This window comes from Streptomyces sp. NPDC001970 (assembly GCF_053594115.1).
The window spans coordinates 1-14,388 of the sequence record NZ_JBSFDW010000018.1; the positions used below are offsets into that span (position 1 = coordinate 1).

General features: G+C 70.1%; 12 protein-coding genes and 1 pseudogene. 7 read left to right on the plus strand and 6 right to left on the minus strand.

All coding sequences use genetic code 11. The annotated features are described in order from the left end of the window. Positions 1-700 precede the first annotated feature (700 nt). Both ACWCP0_RS21765 and ACWCP0_RS21770 read left to right on the plus strand, forming a co-directional pair. Positions 701-1,021, plus strand: coding sequence for a hypothetical protein (locus ACWCP0_RS21765; RefSeq protein ID WP_451080456.1), 321 nt, complete (start codon positions 701-703; stop codon positions 1,019-1,021). 926 nt (positions 1,022-1,947) lie between these two features. Continuing rightward, the gene (locus ACWCP0_RS21770; protein WP_451080457.1) at positions 1,948-2,340 is read left to right on the plus strand and encodes a hypothetical protein; all 393 of its coding nucleotides are present in this window, start codon (positions 1,948-1,950) and stop codon (positions 2,338-2,340) included. 191 nt (positions 2,341-2,531) lie between these two features. On the opposite strand, the gene ACWCP0_RS21775 is transcribed toward ACWCP0_RS21770, so the two are convergent. After that, a complete protein-coding gene (locus ACWCP0_RS21775; protein ID WP_451080458.1) occupies positions 2,532-3,773 on the minus strand; it encodes a ricin-type beta-trefoil lectin domain protein in 1,242 nt (413 codons plus the stop codon). A 479-nt stretch (positions 3,774-4,252) separates the two neighbouring features. On the opposite strand from ACWCP0_RS21775, the gene ACWCP0_RS21780 reads away from it, so the two are divergent. Together ACWCP0_RS21780 and ACWCP0_RS21785 are read left to right on the plus strand one after the other, a co-directional pair. After that, complete coding sequence (locus ACWCP0_RS21780; protein WP_451080459.1) at positions 4,253-4,993, plus strand: YoaK family protein; 741 nt, start codon at positions 4,253-4,255, stop codon at positions 4,991-4,993. A 180-nt stretch (positions 4,994-5,173) separates the two neighbouring features. Continuing rightward, positions 5,174-5,758: a DUF421 domain-containing protein gene (locus ACWCP0_RS21785; protein ID WP_451080460.1), complete on the plus strand. Its 585-nt coding sequence runs from the start codon at positions 5,174-5,176 to the stop codon at positions 5,756-5,758. Between the two features lie 111 nt (positions 5,759-5,869). On the opposite strand, the gene ACWCP0_RS21790 is transcribed toward ACWCP0_RS21785, so the two are convergent. Then, positions 5,870-6,688, minus strand: coding sequence for a family 1 encapsulin nanocompartment shell protein (locus ACWCP0_RS21790; RefSeq protein WP_451080461.1), 819 nt, complete (start codon positions 6,686-6,688; stop codon positions 5,870-5,872). Next, positions 6,669-7,739 (minus strand): Dyp-type peroxidase, encoded by a 1,071-nt coding sequence (locus tag ACWCP0_RS21795; RefSeq protein WP_451080462.1) that lies wholly within the window; start codon positions 7,737-7,739, stop codon positions 6,669-6,671. The genes ACWCP0_RS21790 and ACWCP0_RS21795 overlap by 20 nt, the downstream gene beginning before the upstream one ends. Before the next feature lie 320 nt (positions 7,740-8,059). Here ACWCP0_RS21795 and ACWCP0_RS21800 point away from each other — a divergent pair, with 320 nt between their 5' ends. Next, positions 8,060-8,659 (plus strand): HD domain-containing protein, encoded by a 600-nt coding sequence (locus ACWCP0_RS21800; protein ID WP_451080463.1) that lies wholly within the window; start codon positions 8,060-8,062, stop codon positions 8,657-8,659. Between the two features lie 61 nt (positions 8,660-8,720). Here ACWCP0_RS21800 and ACWCP0_RS21805 read toward each other — a convergent pair. The 3 genes and pseudogenes from ACWCP0_RS21805 to ACWCP0_RS21815 form a co-directional block, all read right to left on the minus strand. After that, a pseudogene (locus tag ACWCP0_RS21805) lies at positions 8,721-8,849 on the minus strand (sensor histidine kinase); the annotation flags it as partial. 74 nt (positions 8,850-8,923) lie between these two features. Then, complete coding sequence (locus ACWCP0_RS21810) at positions 8,924-9,466, minus strand: nucleotidyltransferase domain-containing protein (protein WP_451080464.1); 543 nt, start codon at positions 9,464-9,466, stop codon at positions 8,924-8,926. Positions 9,467-9,564: 98 nt separating this feature from the next. After that, complete coding sequence (locus ACWCP0_RS21815) at positions 9,565-10,374, minus strand: N-formylglutamate amidohydrolase (protein ID WP_451080465.1); 810 nt, start codon at positions 10,372-10,374, stop codon at positions 9,565-9,567. 272 nt (positions 10,375-10,646) lie between these two features. Between ACWCP0_RS21815 and ACWCP0_RS21820 the strand changes: the two genes are divergently transcribed. Together ACWCP0_RS21820 and ACWCP0_RS21825 are read left to right on the plus strand one after the other, a co-directional pair. Next, on the plus strand, positions 10,647-13,808 hold the full coding sequence (locus tag ACWCP0_RS21820) for a M36 family metallopeptidase (RefSeq protein ID WP_451080466.1): 3,162 nt from the start codon (positions 10,647-10,649) through the stop codon (positions 13,806-13,808). Continuing rightward, positions 13,805-14,311 (plus strand): hypothetical protein, encoded by a 507-nt coding sequence (locus ACWCP0_RS21825; protein WP_451080467.1) that lies wholly within the window; start codon positions 13,805-13,807, stop codon positions 14,309-14,311. The genes ACWCP0_RS21820 and ACWCP0_RS21825 overlap by 4 nt, the downstream gene beginning before the upstream one ends. Positions 14,312-14,388: the final 77 nt, after the last annotated feature.

Below are 14,388 nucleotides of genomic sequence, written 5' to 3' on the forward strand. Positions count from 1 at the left end.
GACCCCGGCCAGCTACCTCGCCGGACTCCACTTACGCGGCGCCGTCATCTGGCTCCGCAGCCTCACATGAAGATCTCAACTCGGCACAGTCCCTAGCAGCAGAAGTCACACCACAACTAACGATCAACTACTGGCGCAGGACACTAGCGCTGTGCGGGCCGCGGGAACGGGCGCAGCAGAAATCCGCTATGGCTTCGGCGTTTCTCAGGGTGGTGTCAACCACCAAGATGAGGTGTCACCTATCTCGAAAAGTCGCACTGCGGGCCAACTCCGACGCTCAGCGGGGCCAACTCAAGCGCTAAAGGGCCAAGTGAGGCGCATAGTCGCAGATCCCCAACTCATTGCAGGCAGGCGCAGAGTTTCAACATGCTGACTTGACAGGGAACGCCAGACCGGCGGTGCCACAGCACCACGACGGCCGCCCGCGGTGATCAACTCCGGTACTTCGGAGGTCTTGGCCCGGCCCACAACCAGCGGCAGCTCAGGGGTGTAGCCCTCCCTCTTAACCGGGTCCCGCGTGGTTGAGGTATACGTGAACCCTACGAGGGTCCAACAAGTGGGCATTGGCGAGAAACCACCTGGCTGGAATCCCTCTTGTGAGCTGCGAGTCCCGCCACGAGCCTCGTGATCCATGAAGATGCCCAGGAAGCTGGCCACGATAGGCACGGCAACCGCTGCCCTCGTCGGCACAATGACTGTCATGACCCCCTCAGCATCCGCTACGTCCGCCAACGGATGCCTTTACCCTCGGGTCTGCTTCTACCTCACCGCCAGCAACTGGAACGCTGGAGCACCCACCGCCGCGTACCAGGACGTCACCAGCTACTACCAGAACCTCGGCTCCGGCAGCCGGGGCGCAGACTTCATACAGAACACCCGCAACGACGATCGGGCGTATATCCGCTGGGTCTACAACGGTACAACCCAGTACTACTGCCTCCCGCCGAACCAGAGTGTCCAGTTCTCTTCGTCGGTGACTGTGACCGGCATCAGGATCGACTCGGCGGCCACCTGCCCGTAGGTGAACGACACCGCAACGTGAACCCTGCTGTCCGAACTGAGGGCGGCGGGGTTCACGCATGCTGCCGTGTCAAGCGTGGTGGCGACCCCTGCTGCCCGCGCGCTATCCGTAGAGCTCGATGACCACCAACCCTCCGCCGCCCGCCTCGCCAGGCATTGCCCCGCCGAACGACAGTGCGCCGCCCGCGCCTCCGCCATATCCACGCGTGGCGCTTCCGGGCGCCTCGCCCGCCCGCCCGTTCCCGCCGTGGCCCATGCAGGACTCACCTCCGGCACCCGAGACGCCGTTCACGCCGTTCAGCCGGAGCGAGGTGCCGCCACCGGTCGCATGGTCCCCAGTGCCGGGGCCGGAGACACCGGATGATGCGTCCGGAACTGTCGAGGGGTCGAAACATTGCTGTCTCCAGGCCCGCCGGGGACGATGACGAACCCGCAGAAGCTGGAGGAGTCTCCAGCCCCGCCGGCGGTGGTCGGCGATCCTGCAGCACCCCCCGCGCGTGCCAGAACCCGCTGATCAGATGCTGACCATGCCGCCCCGCCGTCGCGGCCGGTGAATTCGGCGTCAGCATCGCCGCGTTCGTCGGCCTTGTGCTCAAGCACGACCGCCAGCGCCGTTGATCACAGCGCCTCGGGCGGCAACGTCGGTGCCCCGGCTGTCGTACGGTCGCCAGCGTGCCGCCTCCCTCCGTTCGAGCGAGGGTCGCCTCGCCTCCCGCCTGGGAGTCTCGGAAAGAAGACAGAGTCTCTTGTTGACTAGACAGTCAGGTTGTGGCGTGTCAGGGTGATTCACACCAACGGACCGTGCACTGAACAGAGTTAGGGAAGATCGTGGCTCAGGGCCAGCAGTTCATCCACGTGCCCGTACCAGCCCAGCACGTCACTCGCGTCTACGCTCTCCTCGCCCAACTCGACCTGAAGGAGGGCGAGATGACAAACCCACTGCCCGGTGGCACTCAGGGTGCCGACCCGGACGGCACCTGGCCAGTGGTCGAGTGGTCCGTTGAGGACTTCAAGTCTCTGATCGCGACGGACCTGCCTTCCGTGCAGCGCGTCGCGGCGATGCTCGACATGCTCGCTGCGGAACCGGAGCAGTCGTACAGCACTACCGCCGTCGTGGAGCGCCTCAATTTCGACCGCGGCCAGATCAAGGGGGCACTGTCTGCCTTCACTCGGCACCTGCACGCGCACTACGAGCGTGGCAACTGGCCGATGAAGTGGGAGTGGGGCACCGACCCGGACTCCACGTACGAGGCCGAGGCATTCTACCGCCTGGACGAGGTCAACGCCGCTCGCTGGCAGAAGGCCCGGACCACGGCGTAGTGCACACACCGCGGTTGGTTGGTCCCGGTGTCGTACCGAGTCCACACCGCCGCGTACCTGTCTCCGCTACCGCGTCGGCCGTACGGGTCGATCCGGCGCCGGCCGCGGGTGGCGGCGCGCCGCGTACGTCCACGCTGGATGCCCGTACGGCAGGTGACCGCACGGGCATCGCGCAATGTCGCCCGGTGGCCCTAGGTGACCAGCGACCACTTCTGGTTGCCGGCGCCCGTGCAGGTCCAGATCTGCGTCGGCGTCCCGTCCGCCGGATTGTTGTCCAGCACGTCCAGGCACTTGTTCGCCGCCAGATTGACCACGTCGTTGGTCGACGCGTTGTACGCCCATCTCTGTGCGCCCGTGCCGTTGCAGTCCCACAGCTGGACGCGGGTGCCGTCCGCCGTGCCCGCGGCCGCCGCGTCGAGGCACTTGCCGAGCGCCCGGACGGTGCCGTCGGTGCCCACCGTCCAGCGTTGGGCAGCGGTGCCGTTGCAGCCGTAGAGCTGCACCGGCGTGCCGTTGGCGGCGTTGGCGCCGGCGACGTCCAGGCATTTGCCCGCGAGGCCCCTGAGCGTTCCGCTCGTGCCCCCGCCGCCGTCGGAGGTGGTGACGCGTACGTAGTCGACGACGAGCTGCTGGGGGAAGACGGTCGAGCCGTCCGGGTCGCCGGGCCAGTAGCCGCCGACGGCGAGGTTGAGGATGAGGAAGAAGGGCTTGTTGAAGACCCACTGCCGGCCGCCGAGGTCGGCGGGGGTGCGGCGCTGGTAGACGTTGCCGTCCACGGACCAGGTGATGGAGTCGGGTGTCCAGTCGACGGCGAAGGTGTGGAAGGCGTCGGCGAAGGCCTGGCCGCCGGGCAGGGAGTAGGCGGCGCCGATGCCGCCGCTGCCGAAGTAGCCGGGGCCGTGGAGGGTGCCGTGCACGGTGCCCGGCTCGAAGCCGACGTTCTCCATGATGTCGATCTCGCCGCTGTTCGGCCAGCCGACATCGCCGATGTCGCTGCCGAGCATCCAGAACGCGGGCCACATGCCTTGGCCGCGCGGGACCTTCATCCGGGCCTCGACGTGCCCGTAGGTCTGGGTGAAGCGGCCCGCCGTGTTCAGCCGGGCGGAGGTGTACTCGCACCGGCCGTACCAGCACGGGTAGTTGCCGGGGTTCTCGCGGCGGGCCGTGATGACCAGCTGGCCCTGGCCGTTGAGCGCGGCGTTGGCGTTGCCCGCGGTGTAGTACTGGCGCTCGTGGTTGGCAACGTTGTCGCCGGTCTCGATCTGCCACTTGGAGCCGTCGACGGCGGCTCCGGCGGGACCGTCGAAGTTGTCCTCGAAGTTCACGGCCTGAATCGTGGGGGTGGGAGCCGCCGTTGAGCTGGGCGCCCAGCTCAGTGCGGCGGTCAGCGCCGCGACCGTCAGGGCGATGGCGCGGAACGGGCGCCTGTGCATCCGTAACGGGCGCCTGTGTATGCGGAGTGACATGGGGGGTGCCTCGATTCCTGGTGTGGGGACGCCAACCGGGCCGGGGGAGCGGTGGTTGGCGGTCGTGCACTGGTTGGCGGGAATTCCGGCGCTGGTCTGTACCAGCCTTCAGGGAGTGAACCCTCTTGATGGGGCCCTGTCAACGCGTGCGGCGAGGTGTACGCGTCGGCGAAAGGTCCGGGCAGCCGAGCTCCCCGCGCAGTCGTGGGCGACGTGCTGAGAGCGCTCTCCGGAGGTGGTGTACCGCCCCCACCCCACAGAGGCAACCGAAGGCGGGCGAATCCGGCGCCACGGACCCGGGCGATGCCCGGTGTCGTCCGCCGTGGCCGGGCACCTGGAGTGCAGACTCGTCGGGACGGCCGCGAAGGGGACGTCATGAGAGGGAGATGCGGCATGCGACAGGCGCAGGTGAGCGACGGACCGCCCCTCCCGGAACACCGTGAACGATGAATCGACGAAACGATGAGTCGACAGGCGGCCGACCCGTCGACACACCGGCGGAGCCGGGTGCGGCGGTGCTGCCCGAGAAACAGGTCGTACGCCTCCTCGCGGTGCTCACGGCGGCGGCCGGCAGCCTGGATGCCGTGTGCGTGGCGGGGCTTGACGGGGTGTTCGCCAGCGTCATCACCGGCAACCTCGTGCAACTCGGTCGTGCCCTCGTGGCCCTGGACGGCCGACTGGCGGCGGGCGCGACGGTGGCGGTCGGGTGCTACGCCCTGGGCGTTGCGGCCGCCACTGCAGGGCTGGGCCGTCGCGGTGCGGGCTGGTACCGGCGAACAAGCCTGATCGTGACGGCCGAGCTGGCACTGCTCGCCGGTGTGGCCGGCGGGTGGCCGGCCACCGACGGGCACCCCGGCGCCGACGCCACCATGCTCCTTCTCGCGGCGGCCGGCGCCGCGATGGGAGTGCAGAGCGCGGTGACGAACAGCTCCGGTGTGCGGGGGGCGTCGACCACCTACCTGACCGGTACGTTGACGGGTCTCGCCCGCGCCCTCGGCGGCGAGCCGCACCGGTTCGCCGCCGCGGCCGCCGCCCGGTTGGCGGCGTTCCTGTGCGGCGCCACGGCCGGCGCCCTGCTGCTGCGGTTCGCGCCCTTGTGGGCGCCGGTCCTGCCGATGGTGCTGGTCGCCGCCGTCGTGGTGACCGCAACGGCATTCATTCGTGAACGGGTGGAGGAGCGCGGCTGATCAGCAGGAGCGGTTCCTGTGGACACCGATGCGGAACACCGCCCCGCACCACCCGGACCGCCACCCGCGGCGCACGTCGGCGGACCGCTTGGGCACACGGCGCCTTCGTGCGCCGTGTCCGTCCCTGCCCCGGTTACTTTTCTTGCACTCGACAGGTGAAACCCTCAAGGGGAGTGCGCCATGTGGCACGACATGCTGACGGTCCAGGTGCCGATCGCGGAGAAGGTGCTGAGGACCGTCCTGGTATACGCGCTCATCGTCCTGCTGTTCCGGTTCACGGGGAAGCGGGGCCTCGCCAACCTGAGCACGTTCGACTTCGTCGTGATCTTCCTGCTGTCGAACGTCGTCCAGAACGCGATCATCGGCCCTGACAACAGCGTTCTGGGCGGAGTGGTGGGTGCGGTCACTCTCGTCACGGTCAACGCCGCACTCAACCGACTGCTGGCCACGAGCGAACGGGCCGCCCGCCTGTTGGAGGGGACGTCGACGACCGTCATCAAGGACGGCAGGATCGTCCCGAGTGCCGCCAGACACCTCGGTCTCAGGGCAGGAGAACTCGACCATGCCGTGCGTGGCCAGACCGGCACCACCATCAGCAGTGTGGCGCTCGGCCGCCTGGAACCCGACGGACGTCTCCTCATCGCACTGCGGCCGGAGGAGGAGAGGGTGACCCGTGCGGACATCGCCTCTCTCGACACACGGCTGGCCGCGATGGAACAGCTCCTGCGCTCGCACCCCGGCGGCACGCAGGGAAGTGGGCATTGACCTTCAACTCCCGGACCCGGGTGCGGGCGGGTGCGCCCCGGCGTTCTCACCGACCCTCGCGGGGATCACCACGAGGGTGGCACCGGATTCACCCCGGTCCGCCTCCGGACGTCACCCGGCGGCCGGCGGTGACGACGTCTCCAGGGCCACCACGGCCTCACTCGTGTACACCAGGAAGGTCAGCGTCTCCTGGAAGTACAGCCGTATGCTCCTGTCGTCGTGCGATACGTAGCCGATGGACACGTCCTGGCCGAGGCACAGCTCGAAGTCGCCGCCCCGCGTGGACACCAGAAAGGCCCCGTCGATGGCGGGCGCCCAGATGATCTCGCCGTCCAGCAGCCGCGCGAGGTGCTTGATGATGGGGTAACCGTAGTCGGAGGTCTCGCTGACTGCGGTGTACGCCTCGGCGCTGAGCGCCAGCATGTACTCGCCGCCGACACCCGCCAGCCGCAGTGCGGTCATGGCCTGGCTGATGGCGTTCGGGTACTCGCGTACCTCGGCCGGCAGGGTCAGGGCGGGGTTCGAGGAGCTCTCGCGCAGGCCGGCGATGCCCGCGGCGGCATAACCTTCGAACACCGCACGGTCCTCGGCGAACGCAATCTGCCGGGCAGCGTCCTTGACCGGCTGCCAGTCCGCGTCCTTGGCCCCGCGTGCGACGTCGTCGACCTGTCGGCGATCGACGGTGAAGGGAACGCGGAGCTCCACGATCGGCTGCGCGCAGCGGACGTGGGCGATGACCCCCTCGGCCGGTGCGTCCACGCCATCCAGATGCCCGGTGCCCACCGCGGACAGCTCGAGGCCGCCCTGCTCGGGAACGTCGACGATCCGTCGCCCGGCCACATGGCGCTTGAACGTACGTCGCGCCTCCTCCTCCAAGTCGGCCCAGGCGGCAGTGGAGATGGGCGCCAGTTCACGGTGCAGGTTGTTCATCGGCGGTGCTCGCCTTCATGTCGCCGATCCTCAGGGAAACGTCCGAGGGGCGCGCTCCGGCGTCGGACACCGTCGCCGTGTGGGCCTCGGAGTACGCGCCCGTGCCGGGCGGATCGGGAAGATTGTCGAGGAAGTCGGTGGTCGGCACGTAGAACAGCGAACCGGTGACCGGGGTGGAGAAGTCCAGGATGCGGTCGTGGGACGCCGGCGGCTCGCCCAGGAACATGCGCTCCAGCATCGTCTCGGTCACTGCCGGGGTATGGGCGTACCCGATGAAGTACGTACCGAATTCGCCCTGTCCGACGCTCCCGAAGGGCATGTTGTCCCGAAGGATCTCGTGCTTCGTCCCATCGGGATCGACGACAGTGGTCAGCGCGACATGGGAATTGGCCGGTTTGATCTCGTCGTCCAGTTCGATGTCGGACAGCTTCCTCCGGCCGATCGCCATCTCCTGCGCTTCCACCGGCAGGGCGTTCCACGCCTGCAGATCGTGGAGGTACTTCTGCACGATCACATAACTGCCTCCGGTGAACTGCGGGTCCTCGTTGCCGACCAGGACCGCCGCGCTCGCCGCCGGCCCCACCGGGTTCTCGGTTCCGTCGACGAATCCGAGCAGGTCACGCATGTCGAAGTACATGAACCCCTGCACCTCGTCGCGCACCGTGACGGCGCCCTGAAGACGATCCATGATCTCGGCGGCCAGGCCGAAGCACAGATCCAGCCGCTCGGCACGGATATGGAAGAGCAGGTCACCGGGCGTCGACACCGCGCGGTGCCTGGCTCCGACCAGTTCCCGAAAGGTGTGCAGCTCCGCCGGGCGCGGCCCGGCGAACAGGCGCCCCCACACCTGTGATCCGATGCCGGCGACACAGCTGAGCTTCCCGTTGGTTGCCCGGAAGCCGACGGCCCGCTGCAGTCCCGTCAGGTCGGACAGCAGCTTCCGCACCGCGGGCTCGCCCCCTGGATCGACCGTCATCACCAGAAAGATCGCCGCAGCCGTCAGGGGGGACAGCACAGTCTGGGGAACCGGCTCCTCGGGGAGTCCGGCCATGGCCACACCTCTTCCCGGTCGTCGCGAGCGGGGCCCGCCGGCACGGTCGAAGTCGGCGCATGTCCCCTCGCGCTCCCCACCGCCCCGGTGCACATACCTCGGTCGACGACGTGGAGGAACCCGAAGGGAAACGCCCCTTTCACTGTAAGACGGGTACTCCGGCACCTGCCACCGCAGCCCGGGCCTGCCGTTGTCCGTACGCGTCGGGCGAGCCCGAACGGTGGCCCTGAAGGCGGCGGCGCCGCGGCACGCCACTGCCGACCCAGGTGCGCGAAACGGTGCGGGAAACGGGGTGCGGGCCGGGGTAGTAGCGTGGCGCGATGACCGCGCCACCCGATCCGCTCTGCCGAGCCCTGGGCCATCCCGGCGATCCGCCGTTGCGGCCGCTGCCCCGGCCCGCGGAGCAGCTCCTGTACCGCGTGCAGGCACCGCCGCGCCTGGCCGCCCATCTGCGGGCCGTCCACGATGTCGCGCACCGACTCGTCGTGTGGGTGGCCGACCGGTATCCGCACCTCGACGTCGACCGCGAGGCCGTGCTCTTCGGGGCGGCCACGCACGACATCGGCAAGACCGTGCACATCGCCGAACTCTCCGGACCCGGAGCCCTGCACGAGGAAGCCGGGCGGCAACTGCTCCTGGACCACGGCTTCGCCCCGCACCTGGCCCGGTTCGCCGGGACGCACGCGTCGTGGACGGCCCCGGATGCGACCCTCGAGGACCTGCTGGTCAGCACGGCCGACAAGATATGGAAGAACAAACGGGTCCCGGATCTCGAAGACCTGGTGATCGCACGGCTCGCCGAGTCGACCGGCCGGGCGCGCTGGGAGGAGTACCTCGCCCTCGACGAACTGCTGGGCGCCATCGGTGAGGGCGCGGACCAGCGGCTGGCCTTCCAGGCGTCGTTCCCGGTGCGCGCCTGAGGCTCGGGGCATCCGGACGGCGACGACCGTGCCCGGCAGTGCCGCCCGGGACCCCGACCGGGTCGGCCGGTGCCAGGTCGTGGGCGAAGCGGCGGGCCTCGGCGAGGCTCTGTTCGGCGATCGACTCGGCGGTGCGGACATGGCGGCGTGCGGTCGCCAGGTCCGCGTCCCGGGTGCGGTCGGCGGTTCGTCACAGCATCTGCAGGCTGGGCGACGGTACACACACGGGTTCGCGCCCGCGCCGCCCGGGCGGCCGGCCCCGGCCTACTGCGGCCGTGCGCCCGGTTCGCCCAGCGCGGTCCTCAGCCGGGCGATGTCCTCGGCATCCTTGGCCCGCCTCGGCAGGCCGGGAACCCACACCGGCATCATCTTCTTGATCTCGATCTGGGCCTCGGGGCTGACGACGGCACACCGCAGCGCACCGATACGCCCGGGCTCCGCGTCGAGCATTCCCTCCGGCCAGGGCGCACCGGCCCAGGGGCCTCCCGCGACCACCGGGCGCCCCGTCACGTCCTCGGCGACGAACGTGAAGCTGCTGTCCAGGCCGTCCTTGGCGAAGTCGACCTGCAGATCCGGGGGTGGCCCGGGCACCGGTTCGAAGCCGCGCCGCAGCAGTCCGTCGGTCAACTCGGCGGCGTGCTCCGCCCGGACGAACCAGTCGATGTCCTCGTGGTCGCGAGTGATCTCGCCGAGGTAGAAGTCCATGGCCCAGCCCCCGCGCAGCCACACGGCGACACCGAGGGCATCGGCCAACTGCGTCACCTCGGAGATGAGGCGCAGCTGCCGGTCGGCGCGTGTCACGTCCACAGCCGAGCAGGCTATGCGGCGGCCGCGCGGGGCGTCGAGCCCATGACCGATGTGAGCAGTGGCACCACCGCCGCATCGGGCCGTTCGCCGGGCGGTTTCTACCGCGTCGCCGGCCGGGTCGCCGCGGTGACCAGTTCCGTGAGCGCCGCGGCCAGCGCGGTGATGCCGGGACCCGCGGGGCCGCCGGGCTCGTGCATATAGACGTCGCGGCGGATCTCGATCATCAGCGCGCTGACCCGGTGGTCCATGCCGTAGTGCTCCAGCGGCACGTAGGTGCCCGCGAAAGGGCTGTCGATGCCCGTGCCGCCGAAGCCCGCGAACGCCTTTTCGGCGAGGCCGAGAAGGGAGGCCGGTGTGTGGAAGGGGTCGGTTCCGAGGCAGATCGGCGGGCGCGGTCCTTCGCCGTGGAGTTCGTACGGCAGCGGCTCGGTCGGATACGAGTGGACGTCGATGACCACTGCTCGGCCGGTGGCGGCGAGCCGGTCGGCCACCGCCGCCGTCATCGCGTCGGCGTACGGACGGAAGTAGCGGTCGATCAGGGGCTGCGGGTCGGTGTCTGCGGACCGGAGCGGCCGGCGGTGCGTGGTCCGGGTGTACACCGCGCCCATGCCGACGGCGAGCATCTCCTCGCGCTCGTCGGGGAATCGCTCGGGGTCGACGACGAGGCGCGAGAGGCCATTGACGAACCGCCAGGGCGTGAGCGGTGCGGCCTCGGCGGCCGCGGCGGCGAGTTCGGCGGTGTGGGCGTCGGTGATGTGGTCCAGTTCGCGTTCCAGCGCTCGGTCGTCCAGGACGATTCCTCGGCGGACCGCCTCGGGGACGGCCCGGGAGGAGTGCGGGACATGGAGGAGGACGGGGGAGTCGTCGGCGCCGGGGAGCAGGTGGAAGGGCCGGGGCGTCTCGTTCATGGGTGGTGGTGTCCTCTTCTTGGCGCGATGCGGCTGCTGGTTCTGTAGTCGAATTCTCGTCCGAGTCGTATTCAGGCCACCCTTCGCCGGGCCCTTCCGTGGATTGTCATGTCCACTTACCGTGGCCGGGGTCCACTGCCAGTGGATGCGGACAACGGGGGAACGGGGGAAGGGCGATGCTGTCCATGCGCGCAAGGGGGGCCCGGGCAAGGGCACGGGCACTCATCCTAGGGGCGGCGTTACTGGCGCTGCCTGCGACAACGGTGGTGCCGGTGGCCGCGGTCACGGCCGACGCGGAAGGGGTGAGCCAGGAGAGAGACACGCTCGGGCACGGCGACGAGCGGCAGGACCGGCCGTATCCCAACATCGACGTACGCGGAGACACCCGCGTCCCGCCCGAGGCCGCACAGCTGCTCGCGGCGCAGGAGTTGGACGGGGCCGCCGTGCGCTGGGGCCGGTACGGCACGCCGCGAACGGTGTCGCCGCTCGGGAAGGACAAGGCGCTCGGCGCCGCCAGGAGCGGTGACCCGCAGGCCCTCGCCCTCGCGTATCTCCGTGAGCACGCAGGCCTGTACGGGCTCTCCGCGTCCGACCTCGAAGGCCTGGAGATCGTCAAGTCGTACCGTACCAAGCACAACGGGGTACGGCACGTGTTCATCGGGCAGACCGACCGGGGCGTCCCCGTGCACGGTGCCCGCCTCCAGGTCGCGGTCGACAAGGACGGCCGGATCCTCACCGCCACCGGCAGCCTCGTTCCCGGGGCGCGCGCCGGCGCAACCGCCGGGCTGGACAAGGGCGCTGCCGTGAAGCGCGCCGCGGGCGCCGTCGGTACGGAGGAGCCGCGAGGGACCGTCACCGCAGTGCGCGTCACCTTCCCGCTCGCGGACGGCACTGCCCGGCCTGCCTGGCGGACCACGCTCACCGCCCGGAACGGGCATCTGTACGACACGGTCGTCGACGCCGCGGACGGCAGGATCCTGCTCCGCAACGACCTCACGCACAACGAGGGGCCGGAGGGCCGCGTCTTCACCGGGCAGAACCCGACGACGGGAGCCGCCACCGTCGTGCCTTTCAGCGGGCTCGGCCGGTCCTGGGTGTCCGGGCGGGTCACCACCGGCAACAACGCCGAGGTGTCACACAATCCGGACGGGCAGGAGTCACTCGGCTACCAGCCGCAGACCCCGGCCGCGGGCGACCCGGCGTACCAGCACTTCACCTACACCTTCACCGACGCGTTCCGCAGCAGCGGGGGCACGGACCTCACGACGGACCGGGACGCGGTCGTCACGCAGGCCTTCTACTACACCAACCGCATGCACGACTTCCTCTACGGGCTCGGGTTCGACGAGGCATCCGGCAACTTCCAGGAGGACAACCTCGGGCAGGGCGGCGCCGGCGGCGACCGTGTCCAGGTGTACGTCGACTTCAACGCCAACGGGGACGACGCCTGCAACGCGAACTTCGGCACCCCGGCGGACGGCCAGAACCCGACCATGCGGCTCTTCGTCGGCCGGGCCTCGTGCGGCAACCACAACACGCATCGCGGGATGAACGGCGACACCGTCGCCCACGAGTACAGCCACGGACTGTCGAACCGGCTCGTCGGCGGCGGCGACATGGGCGACGGCGAGCAGACCGGAGCCCTCGGGGAGGGCTGGAGCGACGCGGTTGCCACGTCGATGTGGAGCGACCCGGTCTACGGCGAGTACAACAACGGCGAGCCGACGGGTGTGCGCCGTGTCGCCTACGACAACAGCACGCTCACCTACGGCGACCTGTGCGACGACGGCTCGTGCCAGGTCCACGACGACGGCGAGATCTGGGCCACCGCCATGTGGGACATGCGTACCGCGCTGATCGGGGCCCACGGCGCGGCGGGTGGCAAGCAGCGGCACGAACAGCTCATGGTCGACGGGATGAAGCTGACCCCGTCCGCACCGGACTTCCTCGACGCCCGCGACGGCATCCTCGCCGCGGACCGCGCCACGTACGGCGGCGCCGACCAGTGTCTGCTGTGGGGCGTCTTCGCCCGGCGTGGCATGGGCGCGAGCGCCACGTCGCCCAGCCAGGACCAGGCCGATCCGGCCACCGACTTCCCCGCCGGCTGCCGGCCCACCGCCGACGCGGGCGGCCCGTACACCACCCGGGAGGGCACGGACGTACGGCTCGACGCGAGCGGCAGCACCAGCCCCGGTGGAGGCGGGGCGTATGCCTGGGACTTCGACGGCGACGGCGCCTACGACGACGCCACGGGCGTCAACCCGGTGTTCGACCGCGTCGGCCGGGACGGCACCTACACCGTGGGCCTGCGGGTCTCCAACGCCGCCGGAGCCGGCACGGACACCGCCACCGTGACCGTCACCAATGTCGCGCCCGCGATCAGCTTCACCGTCGCCGGGCCGCGCGAGGAGGGCGGGAAGCTCACGGTCAGCGGCACCGTCACCGACCCCGGCTGGCTCGACCCGCTCACCGCCACCATCGATCCCGGTGACGGCAAGCCCGTACCCCTGCCGGGGCAGTTGGAGAACGACCGGCCGGACGCCACCTTGACCTTCAGCCGGCAGATCGTCTTCGGCGACAACGGCACCTTCACCGTGAAGGTGTGCGGCAGCGACGACGACAGCACGACCTGCCGCGACGCCGAGATCACCGTGGCGAACGTCGACCCGAAGGCGGCGATCGACACGTCGGAGGCCGTTCAACTGGCCGGAGGCAGGACGCTCGTCGTGCACGCCGGCGAGGAGAAGACGTACGCCGCGCGAGTGACCGACCCCGGCAGCGACGACGAGACCATGACCTGGTCGTGGGGCGACGGCTCGCCGAACACCGCGACCACCTCGCTGGTCAACCCGCCGAACCCCGACCCGGCCCGCAGCCCGAGCGTCCAGCCGCGCGATGTGACGGACTCCCAGGCACACACGTACGACAAGGCGTGCCTGTACCAGCTGTCGTTCACCGCCCGCGACGACGACGCAGGCACCGCCTCCGACGGCGTCCCGCTGATCGTGCAGGGCAACGCGCCGCTGTCCCTCCTCGCCGACATCTGGTACGTCAAGTACCTGACCGGGGACCTCACCGGGCTCGGCAAGGAGCGGCTCGACTGCTATCTGAAGATCGTCGAGCACTCGAGCGCGGTCTTCTCGGAGGTCGTCGACGTGTCCACGCAGGAGAAGGCGGCGAGCACGCTCTTCCTCACGCTGCTGAACCCCAAGCGCGCCCTCGACCGCCAGCTGCTCGCCGCCTGGCTGAACTTCGCCAACGGTGCCTTCGACGCCGACGAGCTGGTCGACACCGACGGTGATCTGAAGGCGGACACCCCGTTCCTGGAGGCGGTGCAGAACGCCGAGAAGGTACGCCTGGACCCGAACGCGACCAGTGCCGCACTCGCCAGGCAGGCATCCATCCTGACCTGCATCAACGTGCCGCTCGTATGACGAAGGCACGCGCGCTGTGTGCGGTCGCCGCCGCCCTGCTCCTGGGGGTGGCGGCGACCGCCTGCACGAGCCGGTCCCCGGACGACCCGGCTCAGGGCAGCACCTCCGTGCGGCCGACCTCCGACGCGTCGACGCCTTCGCCGACGGCAGTCCCGCCGTCCCCTTCGGATTCGGGTTCGCCGCCGGGCTCGCCCTCGGATCCGCCTTCTCCGTCGTCAGCCGCCCCGCCGCCGACCGTTCTCACCGAGGCCGACAGCGGGCTGACCTTCACGCTCACGGTGGGAGCAGTGGTGCCGCTGCGACTCGACAGCCGCCTGCGGTGGGAGACCCCTTCGACCGACGGCAGCGCCGTCACGCTCGTACCCGTCGCGTACGAGTCCGACCCCGGCTACCGCGAGTGGGAGCTCCGCGCCGAGCGCCCGGGCGAGACTGTCGTACGCACGACCGGCACGGGCCGGTCCGGTACGCGGGAGCTGCGCATCACCGTCCGCGTGAGGGGCTGACCGTCCAGGCGGCGCGGGGTGCGGTGCTGGCCGGTGCCGTGACGGGCGTCCGGTGTGTCCGTCCTCAAGTGCCCCCT

Excerpts from the sequence above, each read along its gene's own strand:
- ACWCP0_RS21765 (WP_451080456.1), top strand. The coding sequence starts at position 701 with ATGACCCCCTCAGCATCCGCTACGTCCGCCAACGGATGCCTTTACCCT.
- ACWCP0_RS21770 (WP_451080457.1), top strand. The coding sequence starts at position 1,948 with ATGACAAACCCACTGCCCGGTGGCACTCAGGGTGCCGACCCGGACGGC.
- ACWCP0_RS21825 (WP_451080467.1), top strand. The coding sequence starts at position 13,805 with ATGACGAAGGCACGCGCGCTGTGTGCGGTCGCCGCCGCCCTGCTCCTG.
- ACWCP0_RS21815 (WP_451080465.1), bottom strand. The coding sequence starts at position 10,374 with ATGAACGAGACGCCCCGGCCCTTCCACCTGCTCCCCGGCGCCGACGAC.
- ACWCP0_RS21790 (WP_451080461.1), bottom strand. The coding sequence starts at position 6,688 with ATGAACAACCTGCACCGTGAACTGGCGCCCATCTCCACTGCCGCCTGG.
- ACWCP0_RS21780 (WP_451080459.1), top strand. The coding sequence starts at position 4,253 with ATGAATCGACGAAACGATGAGTCGACAGGCGGCCGACCCGTCGACACA.
- ACWCP0_RS21795 (WP_451080462.1), bottom strand. The coding sequence starts at position 7,739 with ATGGCCGGACTCCCCGAGGAGCCGGTTCCCCAGACTGTGCTGTCCCCC.
- ACWCP0_RS21775 (WP_451080458.1), bottom strand. The coding sequence starts at position 3,773 with ATGCACAGGCGCCCGTTCCGCGCCATCGCCCTGACGGTCGCGGCGCTG.
- ACWCP0_RS21800 (WP_451080463.1), top strand. The coding sequence starts at position 8,060 with ATGACCGCGCCACCCGATCCGCTCTGCCGAGCCCTGGGCCATCCCGGC.
- ACWCP0_RS21785 (WP_451080460.1), top strand. The coding sequence starts at position 5,174 with ATGTGGCACGACATGCTGACGGTCCAGGTGCCGATCGCGGAGAAGGTG.